This is a genomic window from Allobosea sp. GW821-FHT10B12 (genome assembly GCF_059415545.1).
On sequence record NZ_JBWKNL010000001.1, the window covers coordinates 1,053,400 to 1,074,488 of the forward strand.

Genomic DNA, 21,089 nt, shown 5'->3' on the forward strand with positions numbered 1-21,089 from the left:
AGCCATGAGCAGCGCGGCTGAGCCGATGCACGACCGGCAGGCGACGCTGCGCGACGTCGCCAACGCCCACCGCCCGGTCGAATGGGGGCGCTGGCTGACCTGGGCCTTCGTGCTCGCGGTCGCCGCCAATTTCGCCTGGATCGTCGCCTGGAACCCGAATTTCGGCTGGCCAGTCGTGGCGCAATGGTTCACGGCCGAGTCGATCCTGCGCGGGCTCTACGTCACGCTCGGCCTCACCGTGGTGGCGATGGTGATCGGCGTCATCATCGGCCTCCTGCTGGCGATCGCCCGGCTCTCCGACGATCGGCTGTTCAGCGGCCTCGCCGGTCTGTTCATCTGGTTCTTCCGCGGCACGCCGCTGCTGGTCCAGCTGATCTTCTGGTACAATCTCTCGACGCTCTTCCCCGAGATCTCGATTTCGATCCCGTTCGGGCCGACGCTGGTCAGCTGGCACACCAATGACCTGATCACGCCGATGACGGCGGCGATCGCCGGCCTCTCGCTCAACGAGGCCGCCTATATGGCCGAGATCATCCGCGGCGGCCTGCTCTCGGTCGACAAGGGCCAGACCGAGGCGAGCGACGCCTTCGGCATGACGCGGGCGCGGGCGCTGTGGCGGGTGATCATCCCGCAGGCGATGCGCTCGATCGTGCCGCCGACCGGCAACCAGCTGATCAGCATGATCAAGGCGACCTCGCTGGTCAGCGTCATCGCCATGGCCGATCTGCTCTATTCGGTGCAGGCGGTCTACAACCGCACTTTCGAGGTCGTCCCGATGCTGATGGTCGCGGTGATCTGGTATCTCATTATCACCACGGTCCTGAACATCGGCCAGGGCTTCATCGAGCGCTACTATGCCCGCGGCGAACGCGGTGCGACGGAACGTATGCCGGTCATTGCGGAGGCGACGCCATGAGCCGGATCGCGAGCGAGGGCGCGCCGCTGGTCAGCGCCCGCAACGTCCACAAATCCTTCGGCCACAACGAGGTGCTGAAGGGCATCGATCTCGACGTCATGCCGGGCGAGGTCGTCGTCGTGCTCGGCCCGTCCGGCTCCGGCAAGTCGACCTTCCTGCGCTGCATCAACCATCTCGAGGCGATCCAGCGCGGCTCGATCATGGTCGCCGGCGAGCAGATCGGCTACCGGCTCAGTGGCGAGCGGCTGATCAAGCTCTCGGCCCGCGCCATCGCGGCCCAGCGCCGCCAGATCGGCATGGTCTTCCAGCAGTTCAACCTCTTCCCGCACATGACGGCGCTGGAGAACATCATCGAGGCGCCGGTCGGCGTCCATGGCCGCAGTCGCAAGGAAGCGACCGACTACGCCATGGAGCTGCTCGCCCGCATCGGGTTGACCGAGAAGGCAAACGCCTATCCGCGCCAGCTTTCCGGCGGCCAGCAGCAGCGCGTCGCCATCGCCCGGGCGCTGGCGATCCGGCCGAAGCTGATGCTGTTCGACGAGCCGACCTCGGCGCTCGATCCCGAGCTCGTCGGCGAGGTGCTTTCGACGATGCGCGATCTTGCCGGCCAGGGCCTGACCATGATCGTCGTCACCCATGAGATCGGCTTTGCCCGCGAGGCGGCCGACCGTGTCGTCTTCATGGATGGCGGCCTCGTCGTCGAGCAGGGCCCGCCCGAACAGGTGCTGGCCAATCCGAGCCATCCGCGCACGAGGCTCTTCCTCAGCCGCTTCATTCGCGAAGCGGCCTGAGGGATCGCAACCCTTCAGGGTTATCCCCTGGCGCAAGCGCGCCGGGCTGCCTTGGCGGCCCGGCAAGGCGCCTTGGTTAATGTTAAACGATCATTATCAGATATCCGAATATCTTGATGGAAAGAGGTGCGAAGACCGGGGAGACTGAGCATGGGCCGTCCGCAATCGCCGCGGCAGCGCTTTCGCCTGACAGGTGTCGGCGCGGTCATCGGCATGGCCCTGACGGCCGCCGTCGCACTGGTCGCCGCGGCCGGCGCCTTTTCGACGCAGCGGCTCGGCAACCGGATTCTGACCGAGACCATCGCCCGCGAAATGACCAGCGCGCAGGAAACCTTGCGCACCAGCCTGGACAGCGAGATCAAGCGCGCCGTCTCCATGGCACATGTCATCGCGAGCAATGCCCAGATCCAGGCGCGTTTCGCTGCCGGTGATCGAGACGCCCTGGCCGCGGCAACTGTCCCCGGCTTCGCCGCGCTGAAGGCGAATGACGGCGTCGTCCAGCTGCAGTTCCACGTTGCGCCGGCGACCTCGTTCCTGCGCGCGCATCGTCCGGAGAAGTTCGGCGATGACCTGTCTTCCTTCCGCTTCACGGTGGTCGAGGCCAACAAGGCGGGCAAGCCGGTCTTCGGCCTCGAGAACGGCGTCGAGGGCCTTGGCGTGCGCGGCGTGATGCCGGTGCGTTTCGAGGGGAAGGCCGTCGGGACGGTCGAGGTCGGACTTAGCTTCGGCCAGGCCTTCTTCGACGCGTTCAAGAAGATCTCCGGCAACGACATCGCTTTCTTCGTCCTGGCCAATGGCGAGCTCAAGCGCTTCGCCTCGACGCTTCCCGATGACGGCCTGCTCTCGCAGGAGGGCTTGCGTCTCGGCCTGGGTGGGACGACGGAGGTTCAGCGTCTCGCCATTGCCGGGCGCGACAGCGCCATCGTCTACGCGCCGGTCAAGGACTACCGCGGCGATGTGATCGGAGCCTATGCGCTGGTCTCCGACATCTCCGCCCTGAGCTCGATCATGGATGCTGCGCTGTCGGCCTCGGCCCTGGTCGCGCTCGTCAGCCTGATCTCGGCGATCGCCTGCGCCTGGATGCTGAACCGCTGGATCGCCGCCCCGGTGCGCGGCATGACCAGCACGATGACGGCGCTGGCGCAGGGCGATCGCGACGTGCTCGTTCCCTCGCTGTCGCGTCGTGACGAGATTGGCGAGATGGCGCAGGCGGTCGATGTCTTCAAGCGCGCCGCCATCGAGAAGGAAGCCATCGCTGCTGAAAGGCGTCATGCCCAGCAGGAGGTCGAGGCCCAGCGCCATTCCGCCGATGCCGAGCGGTCGCGTAACGAGGCCGAGCGCCAGGACGCCACCGAGCAGCTGGCGGTGGTGGTCTCGGTGCTGGGGACCGGCCTGGAGCATCTCGCCAATGGCAATCTCGGCTATCGCATCGATCAGCCGGTGGCAGCCGCCTACGCCAAGTTGAAGGACGACTTCAACGCGGCGATCGGAAAGCTGCGCGACACGATGCGGCGGATCGCGACGAGTACCGAGAGCATGAAGGCGGGCGCGGGCGAGATCAGCCAGGCGGCCGACGACCTCGCCAGCCGCACCGAGCAGCAGGCTTCTTCCGTCGAGGAGACCGCGACCGCGCTCGACCAATTGACCGCGACCGTGCGCCAGACCGCCGAGGGTGCGCGTCAGGCGAGCCTCGCCACGACCCAGGTCAAGGGCGAGGCCGAGCAGTCCGGCCAGATCGTGCGTGAGGCCGTCGCCGCCATGAGCGGCATCGAGAAATCCTCTGACGAGATCTCGCAGATCGTCGGCGTCATCGACGAGATCGCCTTCCAGACCAACCTGCTCGCCCTCAACGCCTCGGTCGAGGCGGCGCGTGCTGGCGATGCCGGCAAGGGCTTTGCGGTCGTCGCCTCCGAGGTGCGCGCGCTGGCGCAGCGCTCGGCGGATGCGGCCAAGGAGATCAAGGGGCTGATCACCGCATCCAGCGTCGAGGTCGAGAAGGGTGTCGCGCTGGTCGGCCAGACCGGAACGGCGCTGGAGCGGATGTCGGGCGAGATCACCCGTGCCACCTCGCTGGTGGCCGAGATCGCCTCGGCTGCGCAGGAGCAGGCGACGGGCCTGCAGGAGGTCAACACCGCGGTCAACGAGATGGACCAGGCGACGCAGCAGAACGCCGCCATGGCCGAGCAGTCGACCGCAGCCTCCCAGGCCCTGGCGCAGGAGGCCGACAGGCTCGCCGCGCTGGTTTCCTATTTCAACCTCGAGGCGCCCGAGGCATCACGCGGGCAAGCCTCGACGAATCTCGCTGCGCGCCACGCAGCCTGAAAGGCGTCAGGTGCGAGGAGGCAGGGCGTGGCTGCAACGTCACGCCTTCCCGCGCTTCTTCCCAGCCAGCGCCAGATTGTGGCTCGCGTGAAGGGCCGCCATTTTTTCGATCAGCTCGATCGGGAGCGGCTCCTTCTTCGGCAGCTTAAGCGCCGACTTCGTCTTGGCGTAGCGCGCGAGCTCGTCCTTGAACGCCTCGAAGGACGGGATCGGGGGCGGGCAGGAGAGCGAGTAGTGGTCCTTGTGGGCCGAGACATAGAAGATCCAGCCGCCACCATGGCGAAAGGCCGGGATCTGGTAGCTGATGACGCTTTCGGCCTCCGGAACGGCCCGCCTGATCGCGGCGCATATGGCCTCGACGCCAGCCCTGTTCTCGTCGCTGAGGCTGGCGAGGTAGTCGTCGATCGTCTTGAAGTCGGTCAGGGCCATCGGGGTCTCCTCGGTTCAGATGCGCTCGCGTCGCGGTTTTTGGCGGGCCGTTCACCTCGGCCAGCAGCCCAGGGCGGTGGTGGCGATGCGATCGAGCTTCGCATGATCGGTTCCATCACGCGTCAGTAAGAATCCCACGCTCGGTGAGGACCTGACCGCAGGATCATTCCTGTCATGCAATGGCGCACGGTGAGGTTTGCTGGCTCCGGTATCGAGGGAGAGTTTCATGAACACCAACGCTGCGCTTTGGACGGGTCGCGTCCTGACAGGGGTCTTTGCGCTCTTCATGCTGGGCGCATCCATCTCGCCCAAATTGCTGCGCATGCCGATTGCCGAGGAGACGATGGCGCAGCTCGGCTGGCCGGCCGGCTATGCCTTCATGATCGGCCTGATCGAGCTGGCGTGCCTCGTGCTCTACCTCGTCCCGCGTACGGCCGTGCTGGGCGCGATCCTGATGATGGGCCTGCTGGGCGGCGCGATGGCGACGCAAATCCGGGTCGGAAGCCCGCTCTTCAGCCATGTGCTCTTCAGCCTCTATCTCGGGCTGTTCATGTGGGGAGGCCTCTGGCTGCGCGACCGCCGGCTGCAGGCCCTGTTTCCCTTCGCTCGGGAGTCGTCCGACATGGCGTCGGTCAAGCGGTAACGTCGCGAGACAGGCTGGGCGGCGCCGCTAGCCGTCCAGCTCCTTGGCGCGTTCCAGCGCGAGCTTGGTGCCCTTCTCGACGAAGCCGGCGATCAGGTCGAGCTCCTCGACGCTGTACTGCGCCATGATCGCCGCCGATCGCTCTGCCATCGGGATGAAGAGATTCTCGATCGGCCTGACCGCCTCCGGCACGATCCGGACCAGGACCTTGCGTCGGTCCTGCGGATCGGCAGCCCGCTCGACATAGCCCTTCCTGGCGAGGCGATCGATCAGGCCGGTCACGGCGCCGCTGGTCAGCTTGGTGTGCTCCATGATCTGCCCGGCGGTCACGGGACCGGCCAGCAGGATCAGGTCCAGGCATTCGAGATCGACCGAGGCGAGGCCGACCCGCTTGGCGACCGCCTGGCTGTGCAGGGCGCTGGCGGCGCCCATCCGACGCAGGACCGTCGTCAGGCGCGCGATCGCCTGGTCTTGACTTGGAAGGGCCATTCGTCACATATCTTAGTTGCAAAGATAATTAGCTGAAGAGATAATTCCATGGATGCGGTCGTGCTGTCCACGGCGCTGACGGCGCTTCTGGCCAATATCGGATTGGGCGGCGGCATTTTCGAGCATGGCGTCGTCGACCGGGCCTGGCCCCGCAAGCCGGAGATCGTCCAACCCCGCAAGGGCGGGATCTGGCGTGCCGGGTTCTGGATTCCAGCCCATACCGCCTTCGAGCTCGTCCTGCTCGTCACGCTCTATCTCGGTTGGGGCAATGACGGAGTCCGCCGGGCCTTGCTGCTGGCTCTCGCCGCGCATGTTGTGCTGCGGCTCTGGTCGGCCTTCGACATGATCCCGAAGGCGATCGCGTTCGAGAAGGCGGAGACGGTCGATGAAATCGCCGCGCGCGACTGGACGAGGCGCAGCCTGATGCGGTTTCCGCTGGCATTGCTCACCAGCCTCGCTGCGCTGGCGGCTTTCGCTGCGGCCTGTGGCTCGACGTTGGCGTGATATAGGGGGAGGGGCGCAGCTCGGGCTCGTTCAGGCCGGCATCGCGCGGGCGGGTTCGTCTGCCTCGCCGTAGTCGGCGGAGGGCACCAAAGCCCTCCGCACTCGTCTCGGCTTCTAGCTCCAGAAGCCCGCCTGGTGGTCGCGCGGCGAGAACGTTTCGGTGTCGTCCTGCTGCTGCGCTTCGTGGTTCTCTTCGTGGTCGTGCTCGGTCTCGAGCGCACACTCACAATCGTGCCTTTCCAGCATGGATCGCTCCTTTCGAATGTTGGGGAGGTTGCTTGAGGCACGTGTTACATATGAACAATTGTTGCAGTGCACAAGGCGCGTGAGCGGGTGCGACGCGATCTCGCCGACTTGTGATGGGACTACCGGGACCAGAGCTCTGATATCGTGCGGTATCAGCCGCTGTCGCCCTGCTTCGCGCCACCGACCGTCGCCGATTGGCTGGCTGCGGCCCGATCAAGGCACTCGGCCATCTGAGAGGTTCCCCAGGCGAACTTGGAGCATTGTGCCGTTCCCAAGGTCAGGTTCCGGGCGACTCCATTGGGTTGGTCGGAGCCGCCGCAGCCGGAAAGAGCCAGGGCAATGATGATCAGCGTGAAGCGCATGTCGTTCCTCCTGGGGATGGCACAATCGACCAGCCATTCTTGGCGGTAATGCGATCTGCGGGAGTTTCGGTCTTTCCGGCGATTCAGGCGCCGACAGGCCGCTTGAGTTCTCCTCTTTTCGCTTGGTTGCCTCGCATGGAGAGAAGGCTGTGCCGCTGGCCGTGCGTGAACCGCATTTAGCCCCGTCAGATGCTTTGCCGTGTCGTCCGACTGATGTCAGGCGAGGGGAGGCCAAGTGGGGATTGCTCCATCGTCATTCGCCGTCGTGTTGTTGCCTCACCTAAGCCGGCAAGGTGAAGATGAACGTCGCGCCGCGCGGCTTGTTTTCTTCGACCCACAACCGCCCGCCGTGTGACTCGACAATCGAGCGGCAGATCGCCAGGCCCATGCCCATGCCATGCTCCTTCGTGGTGAAGAAGGGCTCGAAGATCCTGTCGGGAAATTCGATGCCGGGGCCGTGATCGCTGATCTCGACTTGCACCGAATCCCCGAGGCGGCGCGCGCGCACGCCGAGCGACCTCTCATCCGCAGCGGCGTCCGTCGCTTCGATGCCGTTGCGCATGAGGTTGACCAGCACCTGCTGGATCTGGATGCGGTCCAGCGTGATGAGTGGAAGTTCGTTCTCGACGTCGAGATCGACGTGGACCCGCCGCCGCGCCGCTTCGTCGGCAATGAGCTTGCGCGCCTCCTCGATGACGCTGCCGAGAACCGTGCTCGTCCTTGTCTCCACGGACTGCTTGAACAGGGCGCGGATCCGGCTCACGACGTCGGCGGCGGCATTGGCGTCGCGGATGATGCGCTCCACGGTCATCTGTGCGCGCTCGAGATTGGGCGGTGCGGCCGTGAGCCAACGCTGGCAGGCATGCGAATTCGCCACGATAGCGGCCAGCGGCTGGTTCACCTCATGGGCGATCGAAGCTGAAAGTTCGGAAAGACTGGCGGCCTGTGTCGCCTTGGCCAGTTCGCTGGAGGCGCGCCGCAGCGCCTCGTCCGCCTGCATCGCGCGCACCTGATCCTCGATGTCGATCGACATCGAATACCATTGCGCGATCGTTCCATCCTGATTCCGCACCGGCTCGGCCCGAGTCTCGAGCCAGCGATACACCCCGTCCGCGCCGCGCATGCGATATCTCATGGTGTAGGCCTCGCCAGTGGCGACGGCCTGGCCGAGCGCCGCCACGACTTTGGCAGCATCATCGGGGTGGACGAAGTTTTCGACGGCCGGGCGCAGTCGGCTCGTGCCGGCTGCGCCTATGTCCGCCAGATCCACGCCGATGAAATCTGACAGCCGCTTGTTGAAGAAGATCGGCTCGCCTTTGGGTGACAGGCGCCTGATATACACGGGAAGCATGTCGACGAGCTGTGCGAGCTCGCGCTCACGGTCGTGCAATGTCGATTCTGCACGTTTGCGTTCGGTCAGATCCAGAACGTAGGCGACCCCTTGCGCGGACTGCCCCTCGAAGCGGGCTGCACCGACCAGCACCGGCACACGGCTGCCGTCTTTTCTTAAGTATTCCTTCTCGCGAGCCTGCAATTTGCCCGTTTCCTTGAGCTCGTTCAGCTCATTGCGAACATGCTCGCCTTGCCACTCCGGAGGCGTCATATCGAGCCATCGCAGTCCCGCCTGCAAATCCGCGCGGTCGTACTGGACCATGCGGAGAAACGCGTCATTGGCGTCGATCAGCCGTCCGTCCAGGTCCCAGATCACGATCCCGATGATATCGGACTCGACCAGTCGCCGAATCCGCGCCTCCCGCTCCTGAACATCGCTATAAAGGCGCATCTGATCGTCGATATCGATGGAAACGCCGTACCATTCGGCGACCGCCCCGCTTTCATCACGACGGGGCTCCACCCGGCACTCCGCCCAGCGATAGGCGCTGCCCTTCTCGAGCCAGCGAAACCGCATGACTGCGGCGTCGGCAGTTTCAAGACAGGTTCGCATGGCCCGTTGCACCTCGGGGCCGTCTTCGGGATGAATGAGCTGATTGACCAGTTCCAGGATGTTTGATGCCTCGAGCGGCGCGAGGTTCGGGACAACGGCATTGAAATGGTCCTGATACCGCTTGTTGAAGTACAAGGGCCTGCCATCGGGCGTCGCGCTCCAGATGCGGACGGGAAGCGTGTCGATCATTTGCTGAAGCTGCTGCTCGCTGCGGCGCAAAGTCAGTAGCGATTGATGGTATTGGCGGGATATGGCAGCCACGACCAGCGCGGAGAAAGCCGAAATCGCCAGAAAAAGCTGCAGCATGATCTGTCGGTGGCGCTGCGTCTCGGGGGCGCCGGCGAACTGGCTGTCGCCGGACAGCGTGAAGGCCGCGGTTATCAGCGCGAGCAGGGCGAGGCTGACGGCGGCACCTCTGTATTCGAACCGAACCGCAGCCCACAGCAGCGGCGGCATGACGATATAAGCGAAAGGCAGGTAGCCGCCCAGGGACAGCGCGGCGACACCGAGCAGGATCACCCCGACGACGAAAGCCTCCAGCCAGCGGGCGGCTGAAAACCGCACCTCGCCGCGCCAATTCTGGAAAACGGCCAGCGCCAGCGGCGCCACGATCAGAACCCCCGTCGCATCCCCGATCCACCACAGCGGCCAGGCCGCCGCGAAGGAATGCGGCTTCATGTTGAACCATGCGAGGGTCGCGCTGCCCACCGTCGCGCTCAGGATCGGGGCGATACCCGCAGCCAGGGCAACGAATGCAAGGACTTCCTGCAAGGTTTCCAGGCGCACCGGCCGCTTGCAGGTTCTGGTCACGAGCCAGGCCGCAACCACGGCCTCGAGCGCGTTGCCGGCATTGATCAGGAACGCGACCGGCAGCGGGTTGTGAAACCAGACGAGATTGCTGACGAGTTCGGCCAGGCAGGCCGCAGCGACCCACCACGGCCAGCTATAGCCCGATGTGACGATCAGCGTCGCGACAAAAAGCCCGGCCGGAGGCCAGATGGAAATCCCCGTCTCGGGCACAATCGCCAGCGACTGTGCAAACGCACAGCCTAGGACATAGGCCACGACAAAGAGACCGAGGCGCCGGAGTTGCGGGCGGTGTGACCAGATTTGCGACCATCGGTCCGGCTGCCGATCGTCGGCTTCGCCATGTGAGTTGGACGCTGTCGTCACTGGCCGCTCCTTCGCCGTGAGGCAAGCCCGGGGACTATCAGCCGTCGTATAGCACCGTTCTCGGTACCGCGTCGGCCAACTCAGGAGGGTACCCATCGGGACGCAGATGACGATGCGGGGAACGGGAATGCGCTTCCGAACGACGCGTCGCACGCCAGGAAATTGACGATCAAGCCGAAACGAAAATCGTAAGATAGGAATGACGCGAGATCGAACAGGGCGTGGGAATCGGATGCGGTCAGATCGGCTCGATCTGACCGGCGAATCCGTCCCTTGTTTTATCGTTTGAAGAGATCATGTTGCGATCAGCTCAGCCGCGCCGGCTGATCGGGGCAGGCCCTGGCGTTCGTGATCGCGTTCTGATCGGGAATGTTCCAGATCTCGACGCTCCCGAGCCTCGTGAACGATCTGCCGCAATTCGTCTGCAGCAATGTTGTCGCGTCTCATCACGAGCTGGATGATGGGCTCTGCCAGCAAGTCTTCGAGCGTTGGTTCGGGAGGCGAGCGCTCCATGATCCGTTCCCTCGTTGGGCTTGAGTCCACGGGAAGGTCTGCTCAGAGGCATCAGCAGCGTTCCGGGGACGGGCGCGACAGCAGACCCGCGCATCCGCCCCGCTGTTTGGCCTCGTCTATCGCGAGCCGAGGGATTTGCCGCTCGTGTCCGGAGCCTTGCGACTGGCGACGAGCTGCGCGGCGGCGATCGTCGCCACGCAGAGCCCGATCACGGTATGGGTCCACATCGGCCCTTCCACCGATTTGAAGCCGAGCAGGAACGGTGCGACGACCGCCCAGCATCCCAGGGTCAGGTTGGACCATTCGATCCAATGTCCGTAGCGGACGAGCGCCAGGGCCGAACAGCAGGCGATCAACAAGCCGACAATGCCTGCATTCCAGGCCGCTGCAGGCAGTTCGGTGAACCAGAAGGCGGCGCAGGCCAGGCCTGCGCCCAGAACGAGGTTGGTCCATTCAAGACCTTTGCTCGGTACTTCATTTGCCATGTTCTTCTCCTCAAATTCGAAATCCTTCGAAATCTCAAATGTCCATTGAGATTGAAGGCTCGATCAGGGTGAAGAATTCCAGCTCACTGAGCTATTCTACGCAGGCATCTCTCAGGCGATGCCTATAGCGAGCACGGCTGGTCGCCGGGATTGTACGGCTCGTGCCGCGGCATAGGTATTGAGCCACATAAAGTCGTCTCTGCTGGCGGCAGCTATCGCATTGAGGATTTTTGACGTCCTGCACTAGACCATCGGACTGGTTGGGCGGCCCAATCACGCATCGGCCGGCACTTCCGGGCCGTAGCTGCTCCCGCTCCTCTGCTCGACATTCGCCTGAAAACTGGCGCGCGGCAGGGTGACGCGGAATTCCGCGCCGCCCTCGGCCCGATTGGCTGCAGCTATCGCGCCGCCATGTGCGGCGACGATGGATTGGCAGATCGCGAGCCCGATGCCCATCCCTTGCTCCTTGGTGGTGAAGAAGCCATCGAAGATGCGGCTGAGATGTTCAGGCGGAATACCCGGCCCGTTGTCGCGCAAGAGGAAGATGATGGCACCTGTCGCGTCGATGTCGGTCGATACCGTGATCTCACCATCGCCCCGGCCCTCGACCGCCTGCACTGCGTTCATTAGCAGATTCACCACGACCTGCTGAATCTGGATGCGGTCTCCGGTGATCGTCGGAAGCCGACGTGCATAGGAGGTCGTGATCCTGATGTTGCGCGTCTCGATCTCATGACGGACGAAGATCAGGCTTTCCTCGACAACGTCGTTGAGCGCCAATGGAGCGGGCTGAGGCGCCTGCTTCGCCGCCATGCGACGGATGCGTTGTACGATGTCGTCGGCGCGCCTGGCGCTGTCGGCGACGCGGGTCGTGAGCTGTCGGACCTTGCCGATATCTGGCTCGGCGCGTGCGAGCCAGCGCAGGCTGGTCTCGGCGTTGGTCATGATGGCGGCGAGCGGCTGATTGATTTCATGCGCGATCGAACTGGTGAGTTCGCCCAGCGTTGAGATGCGCGCGGCGCGGCTGAAATCCGCCTGGACCTGGCGAAGCTGCGCTTCCATGCGCAGCTGCTCGGTGATGTCCTCGAAGCTGAAGATGGTGGTGTCGAGCTTGAGCAAGGGTTCGGGATAAGTCACCGAGACCCGCACGTCGAGCACGCGGTCGTCGAATGTCCGAAGCTTCGTGAATTCACTGTGGTGCTTGAACCCGCTGAAGCGGCCGATCATGACTCGCCGCAGCGTTTCCGGGCTTTCGGCAAAGAGATAGCCGACCGGGCGGACCAGATCCTGCTCGCCGGCGCCGCCGATGAGATCGATCGCGCTGCGATTGACGTCGGTGACCATGACCGTCGCCGCCGCGAACTCGACGAGTTCGGGATGCTCTCGCAGGTAGTGGTCGAAATCGCCGACGCCGGCCGCTCGCAACTCGGCGTAGATCTTGCCCATATGGCTCGCATCGACCTGCCAGAGCGCGATCGGCATATGGTGGATGAGCTTCCGGTAGCGCGCTTCGCTGGCGCGAAGGAAGGGGTAGGAGCGATCATCGTCGGCAATTCCGGTCACCATGATGTACAGGCGCCCGGGCTGCGCCGCGTCCGCGCGCCAGACGGTGGTCATCGGATCGCGCAATATGCCCACATTGGGGAGCTGCCCTTGGCAACTCGCGCCATCGGCCCGGGCGAGGGCCGCGACGATCAATTCGCCGAGGATCGTCCGGCTCGCCAACGGCCAGAAGGCGGCGACCGACTGGCCGGCCATCAGCGCTCGTCCGCGATTGCCGCCTACGAGGCGGGCTGCGCGCTCATTGACCTCGACGATGCGCGCCGCCTTGACGAGGGCATGATACAGCTCTTCGCGCTTGGCTTCGTCGGCCGGGTCGCGCTGGTCGGCGATACGCGCGAGAATTGGCTGCGCCGGCGTGATGTCGATCTCCCAACTCGCCGCCATCCACCCGTCGAGCGTCGAACTGCCGCCTACGGGGGATGAATCGCTCTGGGAAGCCGGCCGCGCGAACTCGATCGCCTCGCGCGGCTCGCCCGACGCGTCATAGCGAAGGTGGCGCCGCACATCGGCGACAATGGTCTCGCCGCTGTGCGAACGCCTCTGAATTCGCCCTTGCCAGACGCCCTCCTGCAGCAATTGCGTCAGAGCCCGCTCTTCGTCGTCGACCGCGAGTCCCAGCTGGGTCACGTCACGTCCGGTCATCGCAAGCGCCGGCCACCCGAACAGCGCCTCGGCCCCTGGATTCCAGTAGCGGATTCTGCCGGCGGCATCGAATGCGACGATGCTCTCCGAGGCCAGTTCCGCAATTGCGAACTCGCTCGGCACATGCGGCTCCACGTGCACGTCGGCCACCTCTAGCGCGCCGGCTGCTGCGAGCGATCGCGATCGATCGCAGCATTGATGGCTTCGAGCAGGCGTTCATCGGCTACAGGCTTGCTGAGACAGGCACTGGCTCCCAGCGCATGCGCCTGCAGGCGGATCTGGTCGTCGAGCACCGACGAGAGGACGATCACCGGCAGGCCGGCGGTTTCGGCACGAAGCCGCTCCATGAGCTCGAGCCCGTTCATCGCGGGCATGCGGATATCGGTGACCAGGCAGTCGAAATCATGGACGCCACGGTCGGCAAGGAAGGCCGCAGCACTGTCGAATGTGTAGCTGACGAACCCGGAAACGATCAGCAGATCGCCGAGGGCTTCGCGGACTGGCTCATCATCGTCCACTATTGCGATAGTCGACAGATGACCCAAGGGGCGACATCCTTTTCACGCGGCCGACAGGCCACGGGCTCCAGAGGAAATGACTTGCCTCGGCAGTCGTGGCCAGGACCCGATTGCTTGCGATCCATGTTTGTTTTCTAGGCAGCGCCCTGTCGGTCCGCCACTACACGAATGGATAGGCTTTCCACTCCCGGGTGATAGCCATCGCTGCGGCCCAGGCGCGGGTATCCGGAAGGCCGCGAGACTGCGGCCAAAGGATTGCTGAGGCGAAGCCGTCCGGTCCGGGCGATGCGACACTGCAGGTTCTCAGGGCCAAGCCACATGGCTTGGCCCGAAATCGCAATACTCCGGCTGGCCTCTAGGCCGGTTCGGTCCTGACCCGTGAAGCGGTCAGTAGTCCCACCAGGCCGGCACCCAACGGAAGAGCTTGCCCTCGGCGGCCACGCGGCCGACGGACGGAAACGGCATATGCGTGGACACCAGCCAGGCGCCGGTCTCCACCAGTTCCTGCATCAGGCGCAGCCTAACCCGGGTCGCCTCCTCGGGGTCGTGTTCGAAGCCGTTGTGCCATTCGGGGTGCTCGAACGAGACCGGGAAGATGGCGTCGCCGCAGAACATCAGCCGATCCTTGCCGGACGCGATGCGGACCACGCTGTGCCCGGGCGTGTGGCCGCCGGTGCGGGAGACGGTCACTCCCGGCGCCACCTGCTGGTCCTGCTCGAAGGTCCGCAGCTGGCTGCGATACTCCTTCAGAAAGCGCGTCGAGGCGCTCCGGGCGATCTCCGCGAGCGCCGGCGGCATGCCGGTGCGGGAGAAATCGGGATCTTCCCAGAACTTGGCCTCGGCGGCGGATGCGTGGACCCGCAGGTCCGGACGCAGCTGCTGTTTCACGCCGTCGACGAGCAGGCCGCCGACATGGTCGAAATGCATGTGGGTGAGCACCACGTCGGTCACCGAGGCCAGGTCGACGCCAGCCGCCGCCAGTCGCTGACCGAACAGCCCGGCCCGTGTGAAGTCCGGGACCTCGCCGCCAATGCCGCTGTCGATCAGGATGGTCTGGCCGCCGCTGCGCACCACGACGGCGTTCAGCGCCCAATCGAACGTGTCGTGCGCCAGGAACGAGCGGTCGAGCCAGGCGTCCCGGGCGGCCGGGTCGGCGTTGGTGGCCATCGACTCGGCCGGCGGCTCCAGAACGCCATCGCTGATCACCAGCACCTCGATCTCGCCGACCCGCACGGCGTAGCGCGATGGGACGAGCTCGCCGCCCTTCGGCCTGCCAAGCTGTGAGGTTACGTCTGCGTTCACCTTCATCTGATGCTGACCCATATCTTTCTCCTGTTGATGTCGATAGCTTTGGCCACGGCCGTATCGGCCACTTCCGTCGCTGCTATTGATCGATGTGCACCGCCATGGACGGCCGCTTGGCGACTGAGGTGTCGCAAGGTCCGCTCACGCCGAGGCCTGCATCGCCGAGATCATCGTCATTGGGATCGCCTGATCCGCACGTCGCCGAGCGCTTCGTCCATGAGGCGGCGGATGGTGCGTGCGCAGCGGCCGCACTTCGCATTGCAGCCGAGACAGCCATAGACCTGGCTGGGCGAGCGCGGCGCTTGCGCCTCGACGGCGGAACGGACGTCCCGTTCCCTCAACACGTTGCACGAGCAGACGATCATGGCGCGATGGCTCTCGACGGCGAGGTTTTCGGGAAGCTGTCGCGGCACCTGGAGCCGCGTGCGTCACCTGCCGATACGATCGGTATCGGCAGGTGACGCGACGTGGCGCTTTGCCGTTGACGGTGTCGCTTGTCGGCGCCGGGCCGCAGGGCCCGGTTCGATATCGCTGGCCCGACAGGCGATCAGTAATCCCAGACGACCGGCACGCAACGGAAGACGTCGCCATCGACCGCCACATGGCAGATGGAGGGGAAGGGCAGGTGAGTGGCCACCAGCAGCTCCTTGTTCTCCGCCAGCTCCCGCAGGAGACGGACCCGAACGCGCGCCGCTTCTTCCGGATCGTGTTCGAAGCCGTTGTACCATTCCGGGTGCTCGAACCCGACGTGGAACACGAGATCTCCGGCGAAGGTCAGCCGGTCACCGCCGGAGGCGAGGCGGACGATGGAGTGCCCCGGGGTGTGGCCGCCGGTGCGCTGGACGACCACGCCCGGCGCCACCTCGACCTCCTGATCGAATGGCCGCAGCTGGCCGGCATATAGTTTCGCAAACCGCTTGGCGGCGGAGCGCAGCGCATCCGGGAAGCCGTCCGGCATGGAGACGTGCGAGAAATCCGGGGCCTCCCAGAACTTCAGCTCGGCGGCCGCCACGTGGATCCGCAGATCCGGACGCAGCTGCTCCTTCACGCCGTCGACGAGCAGCCCGCCAACATGGTCCATGTGCATGTGGGTCAGCACCACGTCGGTCACGGACGCGAGATCGATGCCGGTGGCTTCCAGCCGCTTGATCAATTGCCCGGCCCGCGGCAGGTGCAAGTCCGGATCGAAGCCGAGCCCGGCGTCGACGAGGATGGTCTTGTCGCCACTGCGCACGACGACCACGTTCAGCGCCCAGTCGATAGCGTCGGGCGGCAGGAACATGTCCTTCAGCCAGGCCTGCCGAAGGGACACGTCGACATTGTGTGCCAGCATCGCGGTCGGCAGCGGCAGCACGCCATCGCTGACCACCAGCACGTCGATGTCGCCGATCTTCAGCGCATAGCGCGACGGCACCAGTTCGTCGTGCCCGGATTGGGCCGAGGTGTTTTCGAAGCTCATCTGAGCGGTCATGTCTGTCTCCTGCTGATCGCCTTGCTACGGCCGGATCGGCCACTTCCGTCGCAGGCTTCCTTGATTGGCGTGCTCGCATCCAAGGGTAGCCACGCGCCGTTGGCCGGGGACGTTGCACCGCCGCCACCGGCGCAGCCATCGAACGGAAGCCTCGGTCGGACTGTGCGAAGGTCTATGGCGGCCTCGTTGCGGGCATGGGCGATCCACCGCAAACGTCGGGAGGCGCCGCTTTGAGCGGCGAGCAGCGGCTGTGCCTTCCGCATGTCGTCGGTACACCGGCGCCCAGGGTGAGGCTCGCTCCGAGAACGCGATATCAGTGGCCGCGGCCTCGATGCAGACGATGGTGCGCGCCGCTTGGCACCCCAGCGCCGAGGGCCTTCGGGGCCTGTGTGAAGGCCGCGTCCGGCTACCGGCAGATCCAACGGAGTGACCGATGTCCAAGACCATCATGCTGATCCATGGCGCCTGGCTGAATGCGCGGAGCTGGGAGGGCTTCAAGGCCCGCTATGAAGCGCAGGGCTACGCGGTCATCGCCCCGTCCTGGCCGCTCGACGACCGTCCGCCGGCCGAGCTGCGGGAGGCTCCGGACCCCGCACTCGCGAAGGTCGGCATCAACGAGGTCATCGACCACTATGATCGCCTCATCCGCGCGCTGGCCGAGCCGCCGATCCTGATCGGGCACTCGTTCGGCGGCACGATCACCCAGCACCTGCTCGACCGCGGCCTCGGTGCGGCCGGCGTCATCATCGACCCTGCGCCGACCTCCGGCGTGCTGGTCGGCTGGCAGACCATCAGGTCGACCTTCCCCGTCTTCTTTTCCTGGGGAAGCTGGCGCCGCATCATGACCATGTCGCGCGGGTTCTTCCGCACACGCTTCGCGCAGACCGTGCCGCCGGACCAGGTCGACGCCATGTACGAGCGCTACATCGTCCCCACCCCCGGAAAGATCTATTGGGACGGCCTGGTCTCGGCCGCGGGCAAGATCCGCTGGGACAACCCCGATCGTGCGCCTCTGCTGCTCATCGGCGGCGGCATCGACCTCATCGCCGAGGCCAGGATGACGCAGGCCCTGTTCGAGAAGCAGAAGCAGGCGCCGTCGCAGACCGAGCTCAAGATCTATCCCCGCCGCTCGCACTGGACCTGCCTTCAGGAGGGCTGGGAGGAGGTCGCGGATTTCGCCCTCGACTGGGCGGTACGGAACGCCCGGATCGCCAACATTCCGAATTCGAGCCGGCGTTCGCGTCGGCAGGCGGTGTTGTCCGGCTCGGCATAGGCCGCGGCGCGGAGCCGCCGTTCCGAATCGATAGCTGACGCGTTGCCGGCCGGGGGGCGCCCGGCCGCAAGGCGTCAGCTCGACCACATGCCGGGCGCGACCATCGCGCTCAATGCGACAGGAGGAGGGGCACGTCGCAGTCCTTCAGCAGTGACTGTGTGACGCCCCCGAGCAGGAGCTCGCGCAGCCGCGAATGCCGATAGGCCCCGGCCACGATCAGCCCCGCTCCCAGCTCGGCGGCGCGCGCCTTGATGACGTCGGCAACGTCTCCATAGGCAGCCTCGGCGAGCTTGACCGTGACTTTGATCCCGTGCCGCGCCAGATGCGGCGCCAGCTCCGTTCCGGGGAGCGTGCCCTTGAGCTCTCCTTCGCCGGCAACCGACAGGATCTCGACCGCTTCCGCCGCCCGCAGGATGGGGAGGGCGTCGGCGACGGCGCGCGCAGCGCTCGCCCCGCCATCCCAGGCGATGAGCACCTGCCGGGCATCGAAGCCGGCATGGGCCGGCGGTACGACGATCAGCGGCCGGCCGCTGTCGAAGAGCACGGCTTCGATCAGGCCGCGATCGATTTCGGACACGGAGGCCTCGGCGTCGAGCACGGTGACATCGGCGACGCGGGCGCGGCTGACCAGCCGGTCCCGCATCTCGGCGAAACCGGATTGCTCGCTCTCGACGGTGGAGACCACGCCGGCGAAATCGGCTTCCGCTCTGGCCGTCTCGGCGAGCGCCGCTGTGAGCTTGGCGATCCGGCGGTTCTCGGACGACATCAGCGCGCGCCCGAAATCGGCAACCGCCGAATAGGGGATCGCATAGCGCCGCGCGGCCGCCTCCACCGTCAGATGCGCATCAGCCAGCTTGGCCAGGGACAGCGCATAGGCAAGTGCGACATGGGTTTCCTGAAGTCCCTCTTCGGTGATCGCGACGAAAACACTCTTGATGCCGGTCAACATATCGCCCTCCTGATGTGGCTGAGCCGCGCCCGCCGGGATTCGGCCGATCACATTGGCCTTCATCAGGCTACAAACGACTGGGGCAGTTGACCCTCTGGCCAGATGGCCCGATCGACCTATGTCCGGGGCGGCATGATCTGCCTCTTCCGAAAGGCACTCCCCAATCTGCGGATGCAGGCACCCTAGACCTTCGCATCGCGTGACAGATGCTTCCGTTCGATAGTCTGGCCCGCCGCTCCGTCGCACTGTCCGCAGCGAAGGCAGTCGCCGGCAACCCATGTCGGCCGCATGCGTCAATCTGGAAGGGCCGCAACGATGCACAACGACATTCCGCACGCCGTCGCTGGCTCCCGCCGCGATGTCCTGGTGGGCGCCGTGACCATGACCGTCGCCGCCGGTCTGGCGGGAGGCGCGGCCGCCCAGAGCAACAGAGGGCAGAGCGATCTCTCTCTCGACTCGAGCAAAGGAACGACGATGAGCACGATCACCACCAAGGACGGCGTGGCAATCTTCTACAAGGACTGGGGTCCCAGGGATGCTCAGCCGATCGTCTTCCACCATGGCTGGCCGCTGAGCAGCGACGACTGGGACGCCCAGATGCTCTTCTTCCTCGGCAAGGGCTATCGCGTCATCGCCCATGACCGGCGCGGCCATGGCCGTTCGGCACAGGTCAGCGACGGTCACGACATGGACCACTACGCCGCCGATGCCGCCGCGGTGGTCGACCATCTCGGACTCACCGGCGCTACCCATGTCGGACATTCCACCGGCGGTGGGGAAGCGGCCCGCTACGTCGCTCGCCATAGCCGGGGGCGCGCCGCCAAGCTCGTCCTGATCGGTGCGGTGCCGCCGATCATGGCGAAGACGCCGAACAATCCCGGAGGGCTTCCGATCGAGGTTCTCGACGGTTTGCGCACCGCTCTGGCGAGCAATCGCGCCCAGTTCTACGTCGATTTCCCTTCGGGTCCCTTCTACGGCTTCAACCGGCCGGGCGCGAAACCCATCCCCGGCACGATCCAGAACTGGTGGCGGCAGGGGATGATGGGGAGCGCCAAGGCCCATTACGAAGGCATCAAGGCGTTCTCGGAGACGGATTTCACCGAGGACCTCAAGCTGGTCGGCGTGCCGACCCTCGTCATGCACAGCAAGGACGACCAGATCGTGCCGTTCGACAATTCGGGACCGCTGTCGGCGAAGCTCCTGAAAAAGGGGACCCTCAAGGTCTATGAGGGCCTGCCGCACGGCATGTGCACGACGCACGCCGAATTGGTGAATGCCGACCTCCTCGCATTCATCAGGTCATAGGCTCGCGCTGCGCCTCAGCGAGAGCCTGATCGCCGGCCGGCCCGCCCCTTGCCGGTCGGCGATCACCCTTTCAGCCTCAACGCGAACAGAGGCCCCCCTCGGCGCGCCCGACATCCAGCGATAGACGCCATCGGCGCGACGCAGGCGATACTTCATGGAGAAGGGCTCGCCCGTGCGCCTAGCCTGAAGCTTACGGGCACACGATCGCGACACTGGCGCGGGGCCATCGATGGCGGCCATATCGTGCGCCTTCCCATCGCGTTCCCTGGCTCCAGTTCCATCACAGGAGGTACCGGTTATGGACTTCACTCACGAAAGCCGGACTGTCGCCGCAGCGGTCATCACGATGGCGCTCTTCAACGGCGCATTCCTGTCGCTCAACGGCCTTTTCATGATCATCGCGCCGCTGGCCTGGTACGAGCTGGTGCCGGGCGTCACCGATACCGGCTTCTTCAACCAGCATTTCGTCCGCGATATCGGGATGATCCAGCTCTTTCTCGGCATCGCCTTCGCGATCGGCCTCGCCGTGCCCGAGCGCCGCGTCGGGCTTTGGGGCGCCGCGACGGTCTGGCTCAGCGCGCATGCGCTCTTCCACTTCTGGGAGGTCGCGATCGGCATCTGCTCCCCCTCCGTCATTCCCCGCGACTTCCCGGCGGTGACGATGCCGGCTCTCTTCGGGGTTGTGCTGACCTCCTGGGCGATTCAGCGCCTGCCGGTACAAAGGCCCGCCACATCCGACCGGCCAGGATTGCGGCAACCGGAGGCGGAAAGATGAAGATCGTCATCGTCGGCGGCGCCACGCTGGTCGGCTGGAAACTGGTCAGCATCCTGCGCCGGAAAAGGCATGATGCCCGGGCTGCCTGGCCAGCTTCCGGCGTCGACACCGTCACGGGCGAAGGCCTGGCCAAAACCCTTGCAAGCGCCCGCATCGTCATCGACGTGGCAAATCCGCCCTCGTTCGACGACCAGACGGCGCTTCAGTTCTTCATAACCTCCAGCCGCAATCTTCTCGCCGCGGAGGTGGCCGCCGGGGTCGAGCATCACGTGGCGCTGTCGGTGGTCGGCTCGGATCGCTTGTGCGAAAGCGGCTACTTCCGCGGCAGGATGGCCCAGGAAGACCTGATCACAAGTTCCGCCCGCAAGAGGGCAGCCTGACGCCGCAGCAGCCCGAGCACGCGTCTCATGGATTTCCATAAGATGCGACTCCACCATAGCGGGATTAACCTGGACGGTACTCGGTTGGAG

Annotated in this window: 20 protein-coding genes and 2 pseudogenes; 9 read left to right on the plus strand and 13 right to left on the minus strand. The window is 65.4% G+C overall.

Features of this window, described 5'->3' with window-relative positions; translation table 11 throughout:
* Positions 1–4: 4 nt before the first annotated feature.
* The 3 genes from AC07O0_RS05070 to AC07O0_RS05080 all read left to right on the plus strand — a co-directional run bounded on the left by AC07O0_RS05070 (position 5) and on the right by AC07O0_RS05080 (position 4,029).
* The gene (locus AC07O0_RS05070) at positions 5–916 is read left to right on the plus strand and encodes an amino acid ABC transporter permease (RefSeq protein ID WP_494620573.1); all 912 of its coding nucleotides are present in this window, start codon (positions 5–7) and stop codon (positions 914–916) included.
* Positions 913–1,707 (plus strand): amino acid ABC transporter ATP-binding protein, encoded by a 795-nt coding sequence (locus tag AC07O0_RS05075; protein ID WP_494620575.1) that lies wholly within the window; start codon positions 913–915, stop codon positions 1,705–1,707. The genes AC07O0_RS05070 and AC07O0_RS05075 overlap by 4 nt, the downstream gene beginning before the upstream one ends.
* Before the next feature lie 150 nt (positions 1,708–1,857).
* Positions 1,858–4,029 carry a methyl-accepting chemotaxis protein gene (locus AC07O0_RS05080; RefSeq protein ID WP_494620577.1) on the plus strand — a complete coding sequence of 724 codons (2,172 nt, stop codon included), beginning with the start codon at positions 1,858–1,860 and terminating at the stop codon, positions 4,027–4,029.
* Positions 4,030–4,068: 39 nt separating this feature from the next.
* On the opposite strand, the gene AC07O0_RS05085 is transcribed toward AC07O0_RS05080, so the two are convergent.
* Positions 4,069–4,458 carry an iron chaperone gene (locus AC07O0_RS05085; protein ID WP_494620579.1) on the minus strand — a complete coding sequence of 130 codons (390 nt, stop codon included), beginning with the start codon at positions 4,456–4,458 and terminating at the stop codon, positions 4,069–4,071.
* Between the two features lie 226 nt (positions 4,459–4,684).
* Between AC07O0_RS05085 and AC07O0_RS05090 the strand changes: the two genes are divergently transcribed.
* Positions 4,685–5,101: a DoxX family protein gene (locus AC07O0_RS05090; protein ID WP_494620581.1), complete on the plus strand. Its 417-nt coding sequence runs from the start codon at positions 4,685–4,687 to the stop codon at positions 5,099–5,101.
* 27 nt (positions 5,102–5,128) lie between these two features.
* Here the strand turns inward: AC07O0_RS05090 and AC07O0_RS05095 are convergent, their stop codons facing one another.
* The gene (locus tag AC07O0_RS05095; protein ID WP_494620582.1) at positions 5,129–5,590 is read right to left on the minus strand and encodes a MarR family winged helix-turn-helix transcriptional regulator; all 462 of its coding nucleotides are present in this window, start codon (positions 5,588–5,590) and stop codon (positions 5,129–5,131) included.
* A gap of 48 nt (positions 5,591–5,638) precedes the next feature.
* On the opposite strand from AC07O0_RS05095, the gene AC07O0_RS05100 reads away from it, so the two are divergent.
* Positions 5,639–6,094 carry a hypothetical protein gene (locus AC07O0_RS05100; protein WP_494620584.1) on the plus strand — a complete coding sequence of 152 codons (456 nt, stop codon included), beginning with the start codon at positions 5,639–5,641 and terminating at the stop codon, positions 6,092–6,094.
* 114 nt (positions 6,095–6,208) lie between these two features.
* On the opposite strand, the gene AC07O0_RS05105 is transcribed toward AC07O0_RS05100, so the two are convergent.
* The 10 genes and pseudogenes from AC07O0_RS05105 to AC07O0_RS05150 all read right to left on the minus strand — a co-directional run bounded on the left by AC07O0_RS05105 (position 6,209) and on the right by AC07O0_RS05150 (position 16,317).
* On the minus strand, positions 6,209–6,340 hold the full coding sequence (locus tag AC07O0_RS05105) for a hypothetical protein (protein WP_494620585.1): 132 nt from the start codon (positions 6,338–6,340) through the stop codon (positions 6,209–6,211).
* Between the two features lie 152 nt (positions 6,341–6,492).
* Positions 6,493–6,702: a hypothetical protein gene (locus AC07O0_RS05110; protein ID WP_494620587.1), complete on the minus strand. Its 210-nt coding sequence runs from the start codon at positions 6,700–6,702 to the stop codon at positions 6,493–6,495.
* A 280-nt stretch (positions 6,703–6,982) separates the two neighbouring features.
* Entirely contained in the window at positions 6,983–9,820 is a 2,838-nt protein-coding gene (locus AC07O0_RS05115) for an MASE1 domain-containing protein (protein ID WP_494620589.1), read from the minus strand.
* Between the two features lie 294 nt (positions 9,821–10,114).
* The gene (locus tag AC07O0_RS05120; protein WP_494620591.1) at positions 10,115–10,333 is read right to left on the minus strand and encodes a hypothetical protein; all 219 of its coding nucleotides are present in this window, start codon (positions 10,331–10,333) and stop codon (positions 10,115–10,117) included.
* 116 nt (positions 10,334–10,449) lie between these two features.
* Entirely contained in the window at positions 10,450–10,818 is a 369-nt protein-coding gene (locus tag AC07O0_RS05125) for an SPW repeat protein (protein WP_494620593.1), read from the minus strand.
* A 273-nt stretch (positions 10,819–11,091) separates the two neighbouring features.
* A complete protein-coding gene (locus tag AC07O0_RS05130) occupies positions 11,092–13,173 on the minus strand; it encodes a PAS domain-containing sensor histidine kinase (protein WP_494620595.1) in 2,082 nt (693 codons plus the stop codon).
* A gap of 2 nt (positions 13,174–13,175) precedes the next feature.
* Positions 13,176–13,568 (minus strand): response regulator transcription factor, encoded by a 393-nt coding sequence (locus tag AC07O0_RS05135; RefSeq protein WP_494620597.1) that lies wholly within the window; start codon positions 13,566–13,568, stop codon positions 13,176–13,178.
* A 360-nt stretch (positions 13,569–13,928) separates the two neighbouring features.
* Complete coding sequence (locus AC07O0_RS05140) at positions 13,929–14,864, minus strand: MBL fold metallo-hydrolase (protein ID WP_494620599.1); 936 nt, start codon at positions 14,862–14,864, stop codon at positions 13,929–13,931.
* A 182-nt stretch (positions 14,865–15,046) separates the two neighbouring features.
* Positions 15,047–15,211: pseudogene (locus AC07O0_RS05145) on the minus strand ((2Fe-2S)-binding protein); the annotation flags it as partial.
* A 182-nt stretch (positions 15,212–15,393) separates the two neighbouring features.
* The gene (locus AC07O0_RS05150; protein ID WP_494620600.1) at positions 15,394–16,317 is read right to left on the minus strand and encodes an MBL fold metallo-hydrolase; all 924 of its coding nucleotides are present in this window, start codon (positions 16,315–16,317) and stop codon (positions 15,394–15,396) included.
* 433 nt (positions 16,318–16,750) lie between these two features.
* Between AC07O0_RS05150 and AC07O0_RS05155 the strand changes: the two genes are divergently transcribed.
* Complete coding sequence (locus tag AC07O0_RS05155; protein ID WP_494620601.1) at positions 16,751–17,590, plus strand: alpha/beta hydrolase; 840 nt, start codon at positions 16,751–16,753, stop codon at positions 17,588–17,590.
* Positions 17,591–17,699: 109 nt separating this feature from the next.
* Here AC07O0_RS05155 and AC07O0_RS05160 read toward each other — a convergent pair whose 3' ends face one another.
* Entirely contained in the window at positions 17,700–18,539 is an 840-nt protein-coding gene (locus tag AC07O0_RS05160) for a universal stress protein (protein WP_494620602.1), read from the minus strand.
* A gap of 474 nt (positions 18,540–19,013) precedes the next feature.
* On the opposite strand from AC07O0_RS05160, the gene AC07O0_RS05165 reads away from it, so the two are divergent.
* The 3 genes and pseudogenes from AC07O0_RS05165 to AC07O0_RS05175 form a co-directional block, all read left to right on the plus strand.
* Positions 19,014–19,844 (plus strand): alpha/beta fold hydrolase, encoded by an 831-nt coding sequence (locus tag AC07O0_RS05165; RefSeq protein ID WP_494620604.1) that lies wholly within the window; start codon positions 19,014–19,016, stop codon positions 19,842–19,844.
* A gap of 298 nt (positions 19,845–20,142) precedes the next feature.
* Entirely contained in the window at positions 20,143–20,619 is a 477-nt protein-coding gene (locus tag AC07O0_RS05170) for a hypothetical protein (protein WP_494620605.1), read from the plus strand.
* Positions 20,616–20,978, plus strand: a pseudogene (locus tag AC07O0_RS05175) (SDR family oxidoreductase); the annotation flags it as partial. The gene AC07O0_RS05170 and the pseudogene AC07O0_RS05175, both read left to right, overlap by 4 nt.
* Positions 20,979–21,089 lie beyond the last annotated feature (111 nt).

Bases quoted from the DNA above. Each gene is read 5' to 3' on its own strand.
- AC07O0_RS05070 (WP_494620573.1), top strand. From the start codon at position 5: ATGAGCAGCGCGGCTGAGCCGATGCACGACCGGCAGGCGACGCTGCGC.
- AC07O0_RS05075 (WP_494620575.1), top strand. From the start codon at position 913: ATGAGCCGGATCGCGAGCGAGGGCGCGCCGCTGGTCAGCGCCCGCAAC.
- AC07O0_RS05080 (WP_494620577.1), top strand. From the start codon at position 1,858: ATGGGCCGTCCGCAATCGCCGCGGCAGCGCTTTCGCCTGACAGGTGTC.
- AC07O0_RS05085 (WP_494620579.1), bottom strand. From the start codon at position 4,458: ATGGCCCTGACCGACTTCAAGACGATCGACGACTACCTCGCCAGCCTC.
- AC07O0_RS05090 (WP_494620581.1), top strand. From the start codon at position 4,685: ATGAACACCAACGCTGCGCTTTGGACGGGTCGCGTCCTGACAGGGGTC.
- AC07O0_RS05095 (WP_494620582.1), bottom strand. From the start codon at position 5,590: ATGGCCCTTCCAAGTCAAGACCAGGCGATCGCGCGCCTGACGACGGTC.
- AC07O0_RS05100 (WP_494620584.1), top strand. From the start codon at position 5,639: ATGGATGCGGTCGTGCTGTCCACGGCGCTGACGGCGCTTCTGGCCAAT.
- AC07O0_RS05105 (WP_494620585.1), bottom strand. From the start codon at position 6,340: ATGCTGGAAAGGCACGATTGTGAGTGTGCGCTCGAGACCGAGCACGAC.
- AC07O0_RS05110 (WP_494620587.1), bottom strand. From the start codon at position 6,702: ATGCGCTTCACGCTGATCATCATTGCCCTGGCTCTTTCCGGCTGCGGC.
- AC07O0_RS05120 (WP_494620591.1), bottom strand. From the start codon at position 10,333: ATGGAGCGCTCGCCTCCCGAACCAACGCTCGAAGACTTGCTGGCAGAG.
- AC07O0_RS05125 (WP_494620593.1), bottom strand. From the start codon at position 10,818: ATGGCAAATGAAGTACCGAGCAAAGGTCTTGAATGGACCAACCTCGTT.
- AC07O0_RS05140 (WP_494620599.1), bottom strand. From the start codon at position 14,864: ATGGGTCAGCATCAGATGAAGGTGAACGCAGACGTAACCTCACAGCTT.
- AC07O0_RS05150 (WP_494620600.1), bottom strand. From the start codon at position 16,317: ATGACCGCTCAGATGAGCTTCGAAAACACCTCGGCCCAATCCGGGCAC.
- AC07O0_RS05155 (WP_494620601.1), top strand. From the start codon at position 16,751: ATGTCCAAGACCATCATGCTGATCCATGGCGCCTGGCTGAATGCGCGG.
- AC07O0_RS05160 (WP_494620602.1), bottom strand. From the start codon at position 18,539: ATGTTGACCGGCATCAAGAGTGTTTTCGTCGCGATCACCGAAGAGGGA.
- AC07O0_RS05165 (WP_494620604.1), top strand. From the start codon at position 19,014: ATGAGCACGATCACCACCAAGGACGGCGTGGCAATCTTCTACAAGGAC.
- AC07O0_RS05170 (WP_494620605.1), top strand. From the start codon at position 20,143: ATGGACTTCACTCACGAAAGCCGGACTGTCGCCGCAGCGGTCATCACG.